The organism is Chryseobacterium vaccae (assembly GCF_009602705.1).
GTDB lineage: Bacteria > Bacteroidota > Bacteroidia > Flavobacteriales > Weeksellaceae > Chryseobacterium > Chryseobacterium vaccae.
Map to the genome: position 1 here is coordinate 1,312,735 of NZ_VSWH01000001.1, position 18,953 is coordinate 1,331,687.

Consider the following 18,953-nt stretch of genomic DNA (forward strand, 5'->3'; position numbering starts at 1 on the left):
TGGTTCAGACCTTTCTTCCAGAAGTTGGCAAGTTATAAAAAATATCATATTAGTAAAAAGAAAAATCAAATGGGATTTACTTGAAATAATAAATACCATATTTTATCCACTAAAAACGGCTGTGCCTATCGTGACATTCCTGGAGGGTTTCCACCCTGGCAAATCGTTTACCGGCATTACCGAGATGGTGAAAGATGGAACATGGGACAACATCACCAAGGTTACTGATTGCAAGCAGCCGAATGATGCAAGATAAAAAATGGCAACCTGAAGCGGTAATAATTGATAGCCAGGATTGATTCAAAGAAAGAAAACGTTTCTATATACAGATACCCAGGAAGTCTTTTGGAAAGTTTTGTATTTTTGAACCAATTGCTATGATGAAACCACAGCTGTAAAACATTGGCATAAAATGGACTCAGAAAAGAAATTATTGGAAGACATACAGCTTATTTATGCCGATGGATTTTGGAGGAACTTTTCGTAAGCAAATGAAAACAAAATATGAGATCGAAGTGGAAATACCTAAAATCCCGATTACACTAAAAGGCAAAGTTGAAATTTATTTTTTCTAGATACATTTAATCTATCAATATCGTGATGATCCGACGATTGATTATTCCTATTAAAGTGGCCCATAAGGAGGAGTTATTAAATGGCCGTAAAGCTATAATAAACATTGATAGAGTAAGTCGTATTTTCCTTCCCTACCAAACTTTGGGCTCCTGCAGGTGGTATGGTATATCTTACGTTCAGTCCCCGGTCCAAAACCGGTGTTCCGTTAAAGAGTATTTTTTGGGGAGTTTTAGATAAGGGCACATTTACAGAACTTCCATCCACGCCAATTTGTAATATGTTGGAATTGATGTCGGTCTGCAGGCCGCCTTTTTTGAAATAATTTTCGTCCGATTTTACATAGAGTTCAAAATTTTCATTATTGGACAACATAATTTGGTTTGGAATCATCTGTGACTGACCATCGGTGTAATGGGCTGCGGTATTAAAATTGAAGTTTACATTGCGCCCGGAACTTGGGATGGTGATCTCAGACAAAGGAAGTACCTTTAACTGAACAGCCGTATTTTGCAAACTGTTAATTGAGTTATCTGTACTGCTGGCATTGAAGTTCAAATCAAACGTATATGTTCCGGCTTCAAAAAAAAAGTTTTTAAAATCTTCCGCAGACACATAAAGTTGCGGAACGAAATTGTTTCTGTTTCCAGCTACAACACTGAAATTAGCAGCTGAAAAATTCTGAAAATCGGAAGATAAGGCTTTGGTTGTGAGTGAAGATCCGTTACTGCCCAATTTAATGCTTGCTATATTTCTGGTTCCCGGAACACCTTTAGAGGACGTAAACTGAACTGTTGTGGCAGTAGCTTTCGCCCAAAAATTAAAATCAACCGTATTTGCGATTTCCGTATTCCCCAAATCCCACACCCGCGTGCTTGTACTGCGGTAGTCATTCAAAGAAGAGATTTCTATGTATTTTGTTAAAGAGTTTGCTACCCATCGTATAGCTGAAGGAATGACTAAAATTGTTTTAAAATTACGTGGTGTGAAGTCATTATAATTCTGAGTGATATCCATGGAGTAATTCCCGGCCCGGAAGGCATTGGCACTAAATTGGGAGGCAGGAATTTTAAATGTAAAGTTGATATTTCCCCGGTTGAATCCGCCCCCGATACTGATAGATGGCGGTTCAAACCATTTTACAGAGCTTGTACTGAATGACTGAAAACCTGGTAAATAACCTGAAAATCCAGTAGACGGCAACTGCCCGCCCATACTTTCTAACTGCCACAGAAGAGTGGAACCGGGTAAAGTAAGTGAGGAAGAAGAATGAGTAAAAGTTGGTCCGGAAACAGAGGTAAATGTAGGAGCTGTTGGGAGTAATCCTAAAAAGGCATAATCCCAGTTTGTTCTGTTGCCATTCGTCATTACCCTTGTAGGTACTGAGGTAAATTCGCTCCTGTTAAAAATATTATTTTCAGGAACCGACAAGTACACATCCTGAGCTTTCGTAGCTGCAGACCCGCAAAACACGGTAAAAATTCCTATTAAAAAAGTTCTCATCTTTTTCATACTTTTAAATTTAAAACTTTTTCACCTTAATGGTGGTGTCTTTCTTCTTATATTCAAAAACCACGGTTTTTGAATAACCTTCTTTTGGCACCTGAATAGTTTGGGTGGGTTGTGTATAGCTGTATTTATCATTTTCAATATAGAGGTTGTATTTTCCATCTTTCAGGAAAAGCTCAAACTCATTTTTTTGATTAACCACTGCGGTGTAAATTTTACCATCTTCAGCTTTTGCATATACCAAAATTCCTGTTACATCCGTATCTACAGTATCGTAAGCTTGTTTGATCTCAGTTAATTTCCCGCTTACCCTGATGTTTTTTACCAAGCCCACTTTACGGTTGATATTGTTATGTACCATAATGACAGGATCCATCATCAACCGGGAACCCGCACTTTCGTTCACCTTCAGTGTGTAAGTACCTTCAGGCACATTCTGAAAAATTACTTTTCCATTCTTATCCGTCATCGCTACATAATTGTCCAGTTTTACAATTTCATTAGTAAGTACAGATTCACCGGACTCCAGAAGTCCATTGAAATTTTTATCTTCAAAGAACTGGAACGCCACTTTATGATTTCCGAGAGCCGTAGCTGTGGTAAAATATTTTTTAATCCCCACTCTGAACTGGTAATAACTGCCACTGCTTGCATATTCAGCCGTGGATTTATAACCGGAAAGATTAAAATACCCCGTGGTGGACCAGGAAGGTGAAATCTTATATTCCAGATTACCGGTGATATTGCTGTTTAGATTTTTATAAAGTTCCGAATAGAAGGTTCCTAATGAAAAAGATCCGGTCAGACTATGATTTAGCATCTGGAAATTATATGAGGCGTATACATTATAGTTGGCGAAATTACGGTTTACATCATAATAAGAATTTAAATCAAAGACACTGGTTGCATTCCATTGGGCTGTTCCATTAAGGGAGAATGATTTATATCTGTAAGATAAAGTTGTTTTCAAACTGTTGAACCAGTCTGGTTTATTGTTTTCTTTTGAATAAGAATATTCTGCCGTCAGGTTCAATCCGTGTGCTCCTAATGTAGTACTGATGCTGGCTTCCAGCCGGTAAGAAAAAAGTTCCTGTGATGTGTAAAAATTAGCTGTTTTTTGTTTTTCAACCTTTGGATAAAGTAGGAAATTCCACTTCTTTAAAGAAAACTGATAACCTAGTCCCAAAGCTTCTGTACTGTTGAAATAATAACGCAAATTAGCTGTATTCTCAGGTTGGATTGGCTCACTCTGGAAACTCAGGAATTCAGGTTCTACCTGCGAATTCTGATATTGTATAAAAGCGCGCTGAGAAGCAGAAAATTGGAGACCAATCCGCTGATTTGAGAAAAAGGATCCCCGCTTGATCCCTGCATAACTTTTGGTCGCAAAGGAATTGACAGATTGTATATCCCATTTTCCTATTTTCCCCTCGTAATTGGCTCCCATTGAAGCCCCTGCGTTTTCATCGTTGTTCGAAAGACCTTTTTCCTGGCTCAGACCCACCTCCGTACGGATTGTATGTTTATCGTTAATTAACAATGATGTTACCGCGTTCGCTACCTGTGTATCTATCTTAAGACGCGGATCATGGTCGAAAATATAGGATACTTTCCCATTGAAAGATTTAGCATTCCCAAAAGCATATTTTGCTCCCGCCATGGTAGATCCTTCTGTTTGCTGGAAATAAGTACCATACAGATTATAATTGTTTTCCAGTGCAAGAATTTCAATCTGATTATTTTTACCAAATTTGGTAGAAACCTTCCCTCCTCTTCCGAAAACCGGATAATCGTAATCGCTGCTATTAACATTCCCCACCCGTAATACCGTATTTTTTCTCTCCAGTTCCAGCCAGGTATCATACAGATTATAACGGCCGTCTTCAAGATAGTAGTCTGCGCCAATATTGAAGCGTGATTTTAAATTCTCTGTCACCCGAAATGCTGTGTTTCCTCTCAATTGAAGATAATTGAGACGTGAACTGTTTTCATTATAACTCATTTCTGCAAAATTATTTCCACTCACCGCTTCGTTTCCCCGGTCAATTTGTCTGTTATGTGATAAAACGACTAAGTAGAGCGTGTTGCTTCCCACGATTTTATTGTCAAGCAGGTCTGTCACAATTGCATTAATATTAAATTCCGGATAAAGTGTATTCTGTTTTCTGACTGCAATTTTGATCTCAACCGTTTGCTTTTCTAAACCTTCCAGCGAAACAGTTTGTTGTTTTGGCAAAATTTCCAGACCATCAGGAATGGATTGCAAATCAATCTTAACGGTTCGTTTACTATAACCTTGGTTTTCTACAATCAGCAGAATTGAGGATTGAGGTAAAGCAGGGTTAATGAAATTTTCGTATGTGGCGGTATAAATTGCAATGTTTTTATTCTCGCCTTTAGCAACGAGGAAGGAAGCGCTTTCAGTTCTGGTGGCCGTTGGGGTGGCGTAAGAAACCTGAAATTGAATCTGATTGGATCTCAGTTTCATAAAATCCACGTTGGCGATCAATTTCACGGGAAGGTTTTTAGACTGCCCCGCACCTAAAGTAAAGTCATTTTGGGGATAAAAAAGCAATCCCGGATATTTTTCCTGAGGGATGATATTCTGAATGATAATCTCTTCAGAACTTTTATTCTCAATAACCAGGAAATTAGTAAAAGTAGCCCCCTTCTCAACAGCTACACTGTCATTTTCAAAATAGATTCGGATATCCTTCTTTTCCTGCGCAAAAGCCAACGAAAAGTGCAGAAGAACAAATACAAAAAATAAGATTGTTCTTCTTAGGACTGATATCGATATTCTATTCTGTGTTTTCAAAACGTAATTTTAAAATTTAAAGTTTTTTTCTCCTACACGTAAATCATTGGATTCTGCCATTTTAATAATAACCACGCCAAGGAAGTTTCCTGAAATTTTCTCTGGTAAGGAAAACTGAACAACCTGATTGGTATCCGGAAGCATGGAGATCGAAATTGCGGGTAATTTTATTTCCTTACCACTGTCTTTGTCGGTAAGTTCAAACGCAACGGTGGCATCATTGATAGTGTTTCCATCATTATGGATGCTTACTGCAACCTTTCTGTTCGCTGTATTCTCAGTACTCATCTCTGAAATATTGGTAATATCCAGACTTTTTACATGGTTTCCCGGTGGAGTGTAAAAGATGTGAAGCCCCATCTCAAATAAGGTGATAATACCAATACCATTCTGAATACGTGCCTTATCTGCCTGCTGGGGAAGCTGGGTAAAAAACAGCATGCTGTTTGTAACGGCAGAATTTGATGCGTTTGCCGGAATCTGCATGGTTACTGCAATCTCCTTTGTACTTTTCGCAGGAACTGTTACGGTGTTTTCTAAGGTGGATACCCAGGAGGCATTGGAAGTTTTTGAACTGCCTGCTTCAAGATAAACCTTATTTCCGTCTTCTTCTCTAACCCAATCTTTATAGTTGAGATTAAAAACATAATCCTTATCCGAGCTGTTTTGAAGCGTAACTGTTTTTGTTACTTTTTCTCCTGGGTTACCGGTGAAAAACAAGCGTGTAGGCGACATAGAAATACTTTGTGCCAGAAGTGAGGAAACCCCTGTGAGGATAAAGAAAATAAAAAGGTGGATAAACTTGTGCATGATGTAAATAGTTTAATAATATAAGACTGAAAACGTAGCAAAAGGAACCTTTGCAAACTAAAATTTTATTATAAAGCAGTCGCGGTATAAGTTACTGTTTGCGTATACGTTCCGGCAGGTTTACCTAAAATATCAGATGATGATGATTTCGCCGCGGGAATGGTGTAGTCCAGATTCAGTGTTAATGCACTTCCAAGAGGAGCATTTGCAACCAAGGTTTTTTCTCCTGCAGATAAAACTATATCGTTTTTTGTCCCTCCCATTGTTCCCGCAGCCGTTGCAGCTTTGATAGTCAAAACATCTACAGGGATTGAGTTTGAACCATTGACGAAATTCGGGCCGCCTGCTTTTACTTTAACATTAAAGTTCTTCGTTGAAGTAACCTTCAAAGAGTTGGCTTTAGTAATCGTCTGATCAGAGTTATAGTCCATTGCAGTAACATAGTTAAAAGCAACTGTACCACCAATTGCAGTACTTCCTGCATCGATAGAGATTACATCGTTCAGGGTAATGGTTGCGGTTGTGGTTGCGGTTGTATTTTGAGCCTGAACATTATTAGTTCCTAATATGATTGCTCCAATAGTGAAGGCTGAGATTACGATTTGTTTTGTCATGGTAGTAATATTTAATTGTTATTTTGTTTAATTGTTCTCTTTTGAACATTACAAATCTACAACGGCGGTAAAAGTTTCTTTGTAGTGGAAAAAGGAAGTTCATGTAGTAAAATAACTACAGGATTACTCATTTGGTTTAAATAGAAAAACCCTCAATACTTAGAAAGTGCTGAGGGCATATATATTGATGTGTTTTTTTATTATAAAGCAGTCGCGGTATAAGTTACCGTTTGTGTATACGTTCCGGCAGGCTTACCTAAAATATCAGAAGATGATGATTTTGCCGCTGGAATGGTGTAGTCCAAATTCAATGTTAATGCACTTCCAAGAGGAGCATTGGCTACTAAGGTTTGATCCGTAGCGGATAAAACTACAGCGCTTTTTGTTCCGCCCATTGTTCCGGCAGCCGTAGCTGCTTTGATAGTCAAAACATTAACAGGGATTAAGTTGGTTCCATTCATAAAATTAGCACCCCCTGCTTTTACTTTAACATTAAAGTTCTTTGTGGAAGTAACTTTTAAAGAGTTGGCTTTAGTAATTGTTTGATCAGAGTTATAGTCTGCAGCAGTAACATAGTTAAAGTCAACCGTATTACCAATTGCTGTACTTCCTGCGTCGATAGAAATTACATCGTTCAGGGTAATGTTCACGGTTGTTGTTGCGGTTGTATTTTGTGCTTGAACATTGTTAGTTCCTAGCATCATTGCTCCAATAGTGAAGGCTGTGATTACGATTTGTTTTGTCATGATAGTAATATTTAATTGTTATTCTTATTTAATTGTTCTCTTTTGAACATTACAAATCTACAGCGGCGATAAAAGTTTCTTTGTAGTGGAAAAAGGAAGTTCATGTAGTAAAATAACTACAGGGTTACTCATTTGGTTTAAATAGAAAAGCCCTCAATACTTTTGCATATTAAGGGCTTTTCTATTTTAAAATTGGTGTTTACTTACAATGCAGTGGCAGTATAAGTTATTTTTTGGGTATACGTTCCCTGTGGTTTTCCCAGAAGTACCTTGGAAGCATTTTCCGCTGAAATAGAGTAGGCAATATTTAAAGAATGTTTGTTACCTAAACTTGCATTACTCACCAGCACCTGATCAGTTGTAGATAAAGTGACCTGATTCAGGGTTCCCTCCAAACTTCCGCCCGGTATTGCTTTTACCTGTAATATATCTACAGGAATTACGTTTGCACCACTTACAAAGTGTGTACCTTCAGATTTTACTTTTACATCAAAATTTTTGGAGGAAATAATGACTAAACTATTGGGAACGGTCACATTTTTTGCTGAATTATAATCATTTGTGTTCCCATAATTAAAATCTACAGCGCCTTCTGAAGCAACAGAGCCAATGTCCATTGCAATAACGTCTGATAAAATAATATTTACTGATGTACTCACCTGCTCTGAATTTTGTGCCATAACCTGTTTGGTTCCTAAGGCGATTGCTCCCAGAGACAGCGCAACGATAGAGATTTGTTTTTTCATGATTAATAAATTTAAAGAGGTGTATAAAATATTGTCATTCAGAACTAATTATAAATCTAATAACATTATCCAACATTACCAAAGCCTTTTTCATCATTGGCTACATATTGTCATCATAAAGTTTACGGATATTTCAATCTAGAGCTAATTCTTATTACGATCTTTTACTGTTATCAGTATCATAATACTTAAGGAAATTATTGAACGGCCCGGTAAATGTTTACAACAATATATATGAAACAATTATGGGCGGACAGTCATTAATCAATACATTAACATAAACCAATATACAACACCACAACATATAAGTATAATTATTTTAATTAAAATATCACATATATATTTAGTTATTATTATTTATTACGCATTTAATAATGAAAAATCATTATTTTAGTAATAAATTAAAAACTAAAACCAAATGGGGACTTTCAAAATTTTCATAGTTGACGATGACCCTTTTTTCGGAGAAATGTTAAAATACCATCTCCAGCTAAATCCTGACTACGAAGTTCAACTTTTCAGCACAGCAAAAAACTGTCTTTCAGCGCTTTTTCTTAATCCTGATATTATCTGTATAGATTTTGGACTTCCGGATATTCAAGGTGATGAGCTTTTTAAACAGATCAAAAATCTGTATCCTGATCTTCCCATTATCGTTATCAGCGGACAGGAAAACATAGAGGTAGCAATCAATTTTCTCAAACAGGGAGCAAAAGATTATATCGTAAAAAATGAGCATACAAAAGAGCTTCTGTGGAGCTCTATTATCAGGCTGAAAGAAAATATCTCGCTGAAACAGGAGGTGGAAGACCTGAAAGATGAACTTGAAAAAAAATACACTTTTGAGAACACCATCATTGGACAAAGCGAATCTATAAAAGGTATATTTTCAAAAATAAATAAAGCGCTAAAATCCAGTATTAATGTTTCAATTACCGGGGAAACGGGTACAGGAAAAGAAGTGGTCGCGAAAGCCATTCATTATAATTCACTCAGAAAGAACAAGCCCTTTGTAGCGGTAAATATGGCTGCTATTCCTAAAGAACTTGTAGAAAGCGAATTTTTCGGTCATGAAAAAGGAGCATTTACAGGAGCTGCGGAAAGAGCTTCCGGAAAGTTTGAGCAGGCTAATGGAGGAACCATTTTTTTGGATGAGATCGCAGAGCTTGATCTCAATATCCAAAGTAAACTGCTCCGCGCTCTACAGGAAAGGGAAATTACAAGAGTAGGCGGAAACCAGAAAATAAAGCTGGATGTAAGAGTGATTACAGCAACCCATAAAAATCTCGCCCAGGAAGTAAAAAAGGGCACTTTCCGGGAGGATCTGTATTACAGAATTATAGGCCTCCCTATTGAACTCCCACCCTTACGTGAAAGAGAACAGGATACTTTAATTCTTGCCAGGCATTTTATAGACTTATTTTCAAAGGAAAATAAAATCAAACCTTTAGGGTTATCTGCTGAAGCTAAAAAAAAACTTCTCGCTTATAATTTCCCCGGAAATGTAAGAGAATTGAAATCTATCATTGATCTGGCATGTGTAATGTCTGACCATTCTGAGATAATGGCAGATGATATTAGTTTTTATACCCTTGAAAAAGATTCAGAGTCTTTTCTCGGCGAGCAAAAAACATTAAAACAATATACTACAGATATCATCCTACATTTTCTGAAAAAAAATAATAATGATGTGATTAAAACAGCAAAGTTTCTGAATATAGGCAAATCAACAATTTACAACCTGATTAGTCATGCTGAAACTAAAAAACTAAATAACAATTAGATGAAAGTTGCCAAATTACTTTTTATAAACGGAGAATTCAGATATGAAAGAAATGATGAAAACCTTGACTATCAGAAAGCTCAGCTCGTTCTAGGATATGGAGCAAGAAATCTTATTGAAGACAATCATTTTTTCTTACAGCTCAAAGAGAAATTCCCCCATGCAGAGATTACCTTATCATCATCGTCCGGAGAAATTTTCTGTAATGAAGTATATGATAATACGGTAACCGTTACCATTATCAGTTTCTCAACATCTTATATTAAAACTTCACAGATTAATATAGATGATTTTCCCAGCAGCTACGAAGCCGGGAGAACCCTAATGGAAAAACTTCCTAAAGAAAACCTCAAATGGGTATTTGTTTTATCAGATGGCAGTCGTGTCAACGGCAGTCAGCTGGTTCAGGGACTGAACTCCGGACGCCCTGATCATGTGTTAATTTCAGGAGGATTGGCAGGTGATGGGGATAAATTTGAAAAAACAGCAGTTGGCCTAAACCAGGTTCCTGCATCTAATCAGATTGTAGTAATTGGTTTTTATGGAAAAAATTTGGAATTATCTCATGCTTCATACGGAGGTTGGGAAAGTTTCGGACTTGAGAGAACAGTTACCCGTTCTCATCATAACATCCTATGTAAAATCGATCATAAAAATGCCCTTGATCTTTATAAAAAATATCTCGGAAAATATGCAGAAGAACTCCCGGGTTCAGCACTTCTTTTCCCTCTTTCTCTTAAATCTGACAATACCTCCTCTTCTGTTGTACGTACCATCCTTTCTATTAATGAGAAAGATAATATGATGGTCTTTGCAGGCGACCTTCCCGAAGGAAGTAAAGTAAGATTTATGAAGGCCAACATGGACCGGTTGATTGATGCAGCCAATGATGCAGCCAATGAATGCCTTGAAATAATTCATAATAAGCCTAAAATGGGAATTATTGTAAGCTGTGTAGGAAGAAAATTAGTTTTAGGAGACCGGACTGCTGAAGAAGTGGAAATGGTAAGAGATGTTTTTGGCCCTGACACCATCATTACAGGTTTCTATTCATATGGAGAGATATCCCCTCTGAAGCCCTTTGATGATTGTGCCTTACACAACCAGACTATTACCATTACCACCATTAACGAAACTGAATGAAATGGAACCGGAATTTCACAACCTATTAAAAAGACAGATCAACAAGTATCTTACAGAAGACTGTAAGTCTCATCCGCAGTTCAAAAATTTCATCAATGCTGTGAATCAGTCTTATCAATCTTTTGAAAGGGATAAAGAACTCATGGATCATGCTTTTAAACAAAGTGAGGAAGAGTATCAGGAAATCTACATCAACCTTAAAAATGAAAATATTTTAAAGCAAAAGTCGATCTCCAATCTTTATGAGTCCATCAAAATTCTTGATCCTGCCATTGAATATCTGGATTCTGAGGATCTTACAGAGCTGTCATCTTATGTATCTGAACAGTTGAGAAAAAGTTTTTTTTTGCAGGAACAGCTTAACAAGCAACTAGAGTTTCAGAAACTGCTGATGAATATATCTTCAGAGTATATTAATATTCCTATAGAAGAGGTATCCGAAAGCGTGAATAGTTCTCTTAAAGAGATGTCGGAATTTGTAAATGCAGACAGAAGCTATATTTTCAGATATGATTTTGCAGAAAACACCTGTTCCAATGTTTATGAGTACTGCAATGAGGGAATAACTCCTCAAATAGACAACTTGCAGAATATACCACTTGATATCATCAGTGAATGGGTGGAAGCCAACCAAAAAGGAGAAAGCATTTATTATCCGGATGTTCAGGAATTACCGAAAAGTAATCTTAAAAACCTCTTACAGGAGCAGGATATCAAAAGTCTACTTGTAATACCAGCCATGCTTCAAAATGAATGTCTTGGCTTTGTAGGTTTTGATTTTGTCAGGAATTACCATAAAGTATCACATACCGAGAAAAATCTTCTCACTATTTTTACTCAGGTTCTTGTCAATGTACGTGAGCGCCTCGTTCTTGAGAGAAATCTTTCCAGAACAGTAGAAATCCTGAAAAAGCTACTGGCGAATTTACAGTCCGGAATATTAATGGAAGATGAGAACAGACAAATTATATTTACCAATGATTTGTTTTGCAAAATGTTTAATATTCCAATTTCCGCAGATGATATGATCGGAATAGATTGTACAAATTCTGCGGAAGAATCTAAAGCTCTTTTTAAGAATGAAGATTATTTTGTCCAGAGAATTAATGAAATACTTAAAGAAAAGAAAATCGTAACCAATGAACTCATGGAAACCAGGAATGGGAAGTTTTTAGAAAGACATTATATTCCCATTTTCATTAAGGATCATTACAAAGGACATCTCTGGAAGTATAATGATGTAACGGAACGTGTTGTTACCCAAAACCAGCTCAAACAAAGTGAAGAACGCAACAGAATGATCATGGATTCAGCCATGAGTGCCATCATCATTACCAACCACAAGGGGCAAATTACTTTTTGGAATAAAAGTGCGGTCAATACCTTCGGCTGGACAAAAGAAGAAGTAGAAGGTAAAAAAATTCTTGAAAAAATTATTCCGAAAGCAGATAAAACGCTCTACACATCAATGCTGAATAAACAAGTGGAACGAAACGTTATCAAAAAAAACGGAGAAGAACTTACGGTAGAAATATCAGTTATTGCCGTAGAACAGGATGATAACAAATATTACTGCTACTTCATTAAAGATATTTCTGAAAGAAAAAGAGCGGAAGATCGCATCAAGAGACAAGAGGAAAAATACCGGAACATCATTGCCAATATGAATTTGGGCTTGCTGGAAGTAGACAACAACGAAACCATCCGCTATGCCAATCAAAGTTTTTGTGATGTATCCGGCTATGATCCTGATGAGTTAATTGGCAAAAGCCCCTCACAGCTATTTGTATACGGAGACAATAATCTTGAGTTTGTAAAAGAGCAGATCCTATTAAGAAAAAAAGGAGTTTCAAGCGTATACCAGCTTCCTGTAAAAAATAAGAGAGGAGAAATTAGATGGTGGGCAATAAGCGGAGCGCCCAATTATGATGATAACGGTAATCAACTTGGTTCGATAGGAATCCACCTTGATGTTACAGACCAAAAAAAACTGGAAGAAGAACTAAAACAGGAAAAAGCTAAAGCATTGGAGGCATCCAAAGCCAAGGAAGTTTTCCTCGCCAATATGAGCCATGAGATAAGAACACCTCTTAATGCTATTATAGGTTTTCTACGAGAGTTAAAAAGAATAAACCTTAATGCCACCCAAAAACAGTTTGTAGAAAACAGCTATAATGCTTCACAACATTTGTTATCAATTATTAACAATATTCTTGATATCTCCAAAATCGAATCCGGCGAAATGTCTCTGGAAAGCAAAAGCTTTTCATTACAAGAAAGTATCGAAAACGTTATTACCATTCTCCAACCTAAAGCAAAACAAAAAAAGTTACAACTATACGCTGTTTTTTCAAAGTCCCTCACCCCTACTCAAAAAGGTGACTCCTTAAAGATAGAACAGATTCTGTATAATATTATGGGCAATTCATTAAAATTTACAGATAAAGGTGAAATAAAGGTGGATTGTAATGTTCTTAAAGACTTTTCCCGTTATCAGACAGTCTCTATCTGCATTACTGATACCGGAATCGGAATGAGTGAAGAGTATGTAAACAGTATCTTTAAAAAATTCAATCAGGAAGACAGCTCTATTTCCAGAAAATATGGCGGTACAGGTCTCGGAATGACAATTACCAAAGAGCTAGTCTCATTAATGAAAGGAAAAATAGAAGTAAACAGTGAGAAAAATAAAGGAACTGCTATTACCATCACTTTCAATGTTGACAAAGGAAATGAAGAATCATCTTCAAAATCTTCCCAAAAGAAACAGAAAATTTCTATTCGGGGAGTTCATATCTTGCTAGTTGAAGATAATGAGCTGAATCAGCTGGTTGCAGAAAATTCACTGACCCATTTTAAGTGCAGTGTTACAAAAGCTGACAATGGCAGAATGGCAGTAGATCTACTAAGAAAAGAAAAGTTTGATATTATCCTGATGGATATCCAGATGCCTGAGATGGATGGTATAGAAGCCACCAAAATAATACGGGAAGAACTTGGAATCGAAACCCCCATCATCGCCCTTACCGCAAACGCTTTCAAAACAGAGATAGACAATTGTATTAGTGCAGGAATGGATGACTATATTACCAAACCGTTTATTGAAGAGAACCTGCTCAATATTATTCACAAATACACCAAAATTCAAAAAAGAACCAACACAACGATATCCAATATGAACAAAACACTTTATGATCTTAAAAATATACAGATGCTCAGCAGAGGAGATGAGGATTTTATTCAGAAAATGCTTTCCATATTCATTTCGCAGACCCAGGAAACAATTCCTTTGGTAGAAAAAGCATTTGAGGAGAAAGACTATGCAGAAATAGCCAGGCTCATCCATAAGATCAAGCCCAGTATAGAAGGCATAGGTATCTATTCCATTAAAGAAGAAGTAAAGCAGCTGGAAGTATCAGCAAAAGAACAGCATACAGATCTTACTGAACTGTATACTCTATTTGAAAACATAAAAAAAACTCTTACTACCGTAATAATCCAGCTGAAGGAGAAGATTAAATAAGGAGAAACCATCCAAAATCAAGACTCAATTCCATATTTTGGAAAAATACAATATTTAAATAATTGATTTTCAAATAATTAAATACAGGCGCAATAATAGACTCATTGTTTTCAAATTAAAAATATGGAAACAAATAAGCAAAATTTAAAGTTTTTTATTGTAGATGATGACAGATTCTGCGCAAGTGTGTATGAGCAGTATTTGAAAAATCATCATTATGAAGACATTATTTGCTTCAGCAGTGGCGAAGAATGCCTGGATGAACTTCATCAGAAACCAAACATCATTTTTCTGGATCACAATATGGAAGACCTGAACGGTTTTGAGGTTCTAAAGAAAATCAAACGTTTTGATCCCAACATTTATGTGATCATGGTCTCTGCACAGGAAAACATCGATACTGCTGTAAACACACTTAAATACGGAGCATTTGACTATCTGGTAAAAGATGGGAATGTTTCCGAAAAAATGACAGAAACTATAGACAAGATCTTGAAAATAAGAGAAGAAATGTCTCAAAACAAATTAAAAGGTTTCCGCAAATTCTTTTCAATTCTATTTTAAAAAAACTATGGCAAAAAAATTCATCATATCATCCATTTTCCTGCTTTTACTCCTTTCCTGTAAAACATATAATGTACAGGAAGAAGAACAGCCATCCCGAGGTATGCAGGATTTCAGTTTCGACCCCAACTATTAGTTTCGACCCCAACTACGAATACAGAATTCGCAAAGATGACAAAATAACGCTTTCAGTTTGGGGACAGGATGATCTGAGTGTGGGATCCGTCTATGGAATCTATAATTCTAACGAGGTTTATGGAAAATGGCTTTTGGTGGATATTAACGGAAATATTGAAATTCCAAAATTAGGAACAACTTCTGTAATCGGGAAATCTTTGCCCGAGCTGAAGGAAGACATAAAAACAAAACTTAAAAAATGGCTTGTGAACCCTATTGTTGATGTGAAAGTTCTTAACAAAGAAATTGCCGTGATGGGTGAAGTACGAAATCCTGGAGTGATTCAGGTCGATAAGGATCAGAATACATTACTTGAGCTTATCTCAAAAACAGGAGGTTTTGAAATGTATGCCAATTTAAAATCAGTGAAAATTTTAAGACAGGAAGGAGAAAACGCAAGGGTTACCAACATAGACGAAAGATGTTCCCAATCAGAATATTATGCTCCATCCGGGAGACTATGTTATTGTACCCTCTAAGAAAAGTAAGGACTTTTATAAAAGAGTTTCCACAATCATTCCTTTTACAACAGTTACTTCCGCTGCAGGAATATTAATTGGGCTTTTATAAAAAAAAGATCATGAACAACGAAAATATACGGTTTCTGAAACACTTATAGAAGGCAACATTAGCCTTGCAAGAATTGGCATTTTGATCATTGGCAGTATCCTGGCTTTCCTCAAGTACAATTTTTCACAAAAAAACAAAATATTTTTAGGAAACTCCGGGGCACTATTTTTAGGATATCTATTAATTTGCCTGGGTATTTACATTACGAAGTTTGATCACAATACAGCGCATTTCCCTTATGGTATCTTCTTCATTCTGTTTGTATTTACCATCCCGGTCATAGATTCTGTAAGAGTATATACTGATAGAATTTTAAGAGGAAAATCTGCCTTCAAAGCAGATAAAACGCACATCCATCATCATCTTTTACAATTGGGTCTGTCTCACAAAAAAATTACTTTGATCTTTGTATCAATCAATGTTATTGTTCTTGCTATTCAAGTCATCTTTTTCAAAAACTATTCAGTTTATACCATACTATTATCCTTCCTTGCTTTCATCCTAATATTTAAGCTGATCAAAACGATCAATCTTTTTTTAACCTGGAAAAACAACATCAAACAAATGGAAAATTCATAAACATATTGCTCACTTCAAATGTCTGAAACTAAAATTGCAAGAAATTTAGTATTCTATAAAATTACATGATAAAATTAAACTTTTGTAATTCTTGTGTAATTTGGTTCAACCTAACCAAATGGCATCGAGAAAAGTGTTTGAAGATACTCTTAAAGTTCAGTAACCATAACAATTGTTAAGAATTTAAATATTGTTACCTCACAGCAGAGTAAAAAGAAGCCGGTATCTATAAATATTAATGGAGAATAAGTAAAACTATTTTCTTCGTAAAAAGAAAAAAATTACCCCATTAATAGTAATACCGGCTTTGTTCAATTAAGTAAACCTATATTAGCTTTTTGCAGTCCAAGCTTCCGCCTGAAGTTGCTTCACAAAATCTTCAGTTTCTTTTGGATGAACATTTCTGAAGTTTGAATTATCATCTAAAACTACATCAACAATACAATCAGCCATTGATTGAGGATCTAATTGATGCGCCAACGATTCTGCAGCACCATCAAATGCAGATAGTGGTGTAAAATTAGTCTCCGGATTATACCAACGGAAGATTGAATCAACCCCACGGTCATTAAACCCTGTACCAAAAACTCCTGGGTTACAGGTTGCAATTTTAATATTAAATTGTGCCAGTTCTGTTTTTAAACCTTCTGCTATTGCCCCCATGGCATGCTTAGACGAACAATATGCGGCAACATAAGGAACTGTCCATAATTCACCCATTGAAGTTGTGAAGACAATCTTTGCTGCTTTCTTCTGTTCAACCCATTTTTTTATAAACCCCTGTGCAACCAGAAGTCCTCCGAATACATTAACATCAAACATATCTCGGATCAAATCAATTGGTTGTTCTGCGATTGGTCCACCTTGCATTATTCCTGCATTGCTTACCAAAATATCTATATCATATTTCTGATGAATATAGTCCAGATCACGTGCATCAGTTACATCCAACTTATCAACAATAAGGTCAACACCTTGTTCAGCCGCTTCTCTTTTAAGGTCACTTACTTGTGGATAAATCTGCGCTGTTGCAATTACCTTATGTCCTTTTTTTGCCAGATCAAAAGCTACAAGTTTACCAAATCCACTTGCAGCTCCTGTAATTAAAATAGTCTTGCTCATTTTTGTATTTTTTAAACGTGATTAATTATTTATTTATTTATTTATTTATTTATTTATTTGTAAAGATCAAAATTCAAACGACAACTCATCTCGCCATAAAGTCCATTTTCATATCGCTGGATGGTTCTTTTTGAATTATTTTTTGTATTAAATGTACAGCCAGTTCTAGCTTTTAAAAATGTATTACGCACTGTATGCTTTTCCTGTTGTTTTAAAATTGCTGGCCCCATAATCTAAAATTTTCATCATTTGCGAATTGAATGACGGGGCCAATCAATTTTTTTATTATACATACTTTAAAAAATATGAAACCCGATTAATAAGCTAAATATTTACTGTTATAAACAATGCTCCAGATTATTTAATAAATGTATATTTCTGTTATGCAAAAATGTATCGATAGTTAAAAGTCCAATGAATAAAATTGCAAAACCAAGACTTATTCCTTTGTAATAATCTTTTATGAAAAACAACGATAATAAAGCACAAGCTGCCCCGAGAGCAACCCAGATTAATCGCAATTTTTTATAAGTACTATTATCTTTCTGAACTTTCTTGTATTCTGTCTTAAGCACCTGCATCGGACGCTCTTTTATCTTTATCTCTAATTCCTGAACATCATTACTTCGTACCGAAAGAAGATATGTTCCATAACATAAGTTGACTACAAGAAGAAAAGAGATTGGAATAACCATCCCTTGTCCAAGGCTCCACCCACCGCTTTTAAACAGCAGAACTATAATAGGAATAAGAACTATAGCCATCAGGACCATCCATCTACCCTGCTCAATTTCTCCTTTTGTCCATATTTGAAAGTACTGAATCATCTCGATTTTTTCCATTAAAGCAATATATTTACTTAAGCAATCTCAGAGGTTGTAGTTCCGTATTTTACTTTGAACGAAGAGTAGAAATGAGACAGATTCTCAAAACCAAGGTCAAGATAAAAATTGGTGGGTTTCTGTTTCTTATATTTAATCAGATGATAAGCTTCCTCCAGACGCTTGTCTTTAATCCATTGTTTTGGCGGACAATTGAAAACCTTTGCAAAGTCACGTTTAAAAACGGAAATACTTCTACCTGTTAGTTTAGCAAAAGTTTCCAGAGGAACATTGAACATGTAGTTATTGGTCATGAATTCCTCCAAGTCAATAGCATGAGGTTTTGAAAAGTCAAAAAGAATATATTTAAAATCTGGGTTACTGTCTAAAAGCAGTTCGATGGCTTCCCTAATCTTTAAGTCAGCCAATTTCGGTGTGGCTTGCTTTGTTTTATTGATATATGGAGCCAGTGAAATAAAATAACTCTTCAGAAACTCATTAGGCTCAAAGAACATCTTCTGCTTTCCGTTGTAACGTTCCTTAACTGTAATCTTATTTTCCAAAGCATACTGTTGTAAAGTTGCTTTGTCCAATGTAATTGCAATAAACTTATAGTTGCCTGATTTTGAAGGATATTTAATGGTGCGAATCAACTGGTTTTTTCTAACCAGTACAACTGTATTTTCCTTTATTATTATTGAGTCCTGCTCGTGGAATACCTGTGTTTCACCAGCTAGCTGAAATCCCAAAAAATGGTCAGGATAAAATTCTTCTGTCCCACGTTGTGTTTCATAAATGCACGAATACACCAGCTTGTCAAAAATCATTTCGCGTGAAGATTCCATAATATTTTTT

At 35.9% G+C, this 18,953-nt stretch carries 15 protein-coding genes; 6 read left to right on the forward strand and 9 right to left on the reverse strand.

What is annotated here, in order from left to right; genetic code table 11:
* Positions 1–651: 651 nt before the first annotated feature.
* From FW768_RS05965 to FW768_RS05990, 6 genes are all read right to left on the reverse strand, one after another.
* Positions 652–2,085, reverse strand: coding sequence for a hypothetical protein (locus FW768_RS05965; RefSeq protein ID WP_153393653.1), 1,434 nt, complete (start codon positions 2,083–2,085; stop codon positions 652–654).
* Positions 2,086–2,095: 10 nt separating this feature from the next.
* Positions 2,096–4,900 (reverse strand): collagen binding domain-containing protein, encoded by a 2,805-nt coding sequence (locus tag FW768_RS05970; protein ID WP_231128640.1) that lies wholly within the window; start codon positions 4,898–4,900, stop codon positions 2,096–2,098.
* Positions 4,901–4,909: 9 nt separating this feature from the next.
* Complete coding sequence (locus FW768_RS05975) at positions 4,910–5,710, reverse strand: WxL protein peptidoglycan domain-containing protein (protein ID WP_231128641.1); 801 nt, start codon at positions 5,708–5,710, stop codon at positions 4,910–4,912.
* A 68-nt stretch (positions 5,711–5,778) separates the two neighbouring features.
* Complete coding sequence (locus FW768_RS05980; protein ID WP_153393655.1) at positions 5,779–6,324, reverse strand: peptidoglycan-binding protein LysM; 546 nt, start codon at positions 6,322–6,324, stop codon at positions 5,779–5,781.
* Positions 6,325–6,524: 200 nt separating this feature from the next.
* A complete protein-coding gene (locus tag FW768_RS05985; protein WP_153393657.1) occupies positions 6,525–7,070 on the reverse strand; it encodes a peptidoglycan-binding protein LysM in 546 nt (181 codons plus the stop codon).
* A gap of 203 nt (positions 7,071–7,273) precedes the next feature.
* Positions 7,274–7,816 (reverse strand): peptidoglycan-binding protein LysM, encoded by a 543-nt coding sequence (locus FW768_RS05990; RefSeq protein WP_153393659.1) that lies wholly within the window; start codon positions 7,814–7,816, stop codon positions 7,274–7,276.
* Between the two features lie 418 nt (positions 7,817–8,234).
* Here FW768_RS05990 and FW768_RS05995 point away from each other — a divergent pair, with 418 nt between their 5' ends.
* The 6 genes from FW768_RS05995 to FW768_RS23975 all read left to right on the forward strand — a co-directional run bounded on the left by FW768_RS05995 (position 8,235) and on the right by FW768_RS23975 (position 16,155).
* Positions 8,235–9,599 (forward strand): sigma-54-dependent transcriptional regulator, encoded by a 1,365-nt coding sequence (locus FW768_RS05995; protein ID WP_153393661.1) that lies wholly within the window; start codon positions 8,235–8,237, stop codon positions 9,597–9,599.
* On the forward strand, positions 9,600–10,742 hold the full coding sequence (locus FW768_RS06000; protein ID WP_153393663.1) for an FIST signal transduction protein: 1,143 nt from the start codon (positions 9,600–9,602) through the stop codon (positions 10,740–10,742).
* The gene (locus FW768_RS06005; protein ID WP_153393665.1) at positions 10,684–14,265 is read left to right on the forward strand and encodes a PAS domain S-box protein; all 3,582 of its coding nucleotides are present in this window, start codon (positions 10,684–10,686) and stop codon (positions 14,263–14,265) included. The genes FW768_RS06000 and FW768_RS06005 overlap by 59 nt, the downstream gene beginning before the upstream one ends.
* 123 nt (positions 14,266–14,388) lie before the next feature.
* Positions 14,389–14,829, forward strand: coding sequence for a response regulator (locus FW768_RS06010; RefSeq protein WP_153393667.1), 441 nt, complete (start codon positions 14,389–14,391; stop codon positions 14,827–14,829).
* A 71-nt stretch (positions 14,830–14,900) separates the two neighbouring features.
* Positions 14,901–15,485, forward strand: a complete 585-nt coding sequence (locus tag FW768_RS06015; protein ID WP_153393669.1) for a polysaccharide biosynthesis/export family protein — start codon at positions 14,901–14,903, stop codon at positions 15,483–15,485.
* Positions 15,486–15,621: 136 nt separating this feature from the next.
* Positions 15,622–16,155, forward strand: coding sequence for a hypothetical protein (locus FW768_RS23975; protein ID WP_153399821.1), 534 nt, complete (start codon positions 15,622–15,624; stop codon positions 16,153–16,155).
* Between the two features lie 330 nt (positions 16,156–16,485).
* Here FW768_RS23975 and FW768_RS06025 read toward each other — a convergent pair whose 3' ends face one another.
* The 3 genes from FW768_RS06025 to FW768_RS06035 all read right to left on the reverse strand — a co-directional run bounded on the left by FW768_RS06025 (position 16,486) and on the right by FW768_RS06035 (position 18,943).
* Complete coding sequence (locus FW768_RS06025; RefSeq protein ID WP_153393671.1) at positions 16,486–17,277, reverse strand: SDR family oxidoreductase; 792 nt, start codon at positions 17,275–17,277, stop codon at positions 16,486–16,488.
* A gap of 338 nt (positions 17,278–17,615) precedes the next feature.
* Entirely contained in the window at positions 17,616–18,119 is a 504-nt protein-coding gene (locus FW768_RS06030) for a hypothetical protein (RefSeq protein ID WP_153393673.1), read from the reverse strand.
* Positions 18,120–18,136: 17 nt separating this feature from the next.
* Complete coding sequence (locus FW768_RS06035; protein WP_153393675.1) at positions 18,137–18,943, reverse strand: helix-turn-helix domain-containing protein; 807 nt, start codon at positions 18,941–18,943, stop codon at positions 18,137–18,139.
* Positions 18,944–18,953 lie beyond the last annotated feature (10 nt).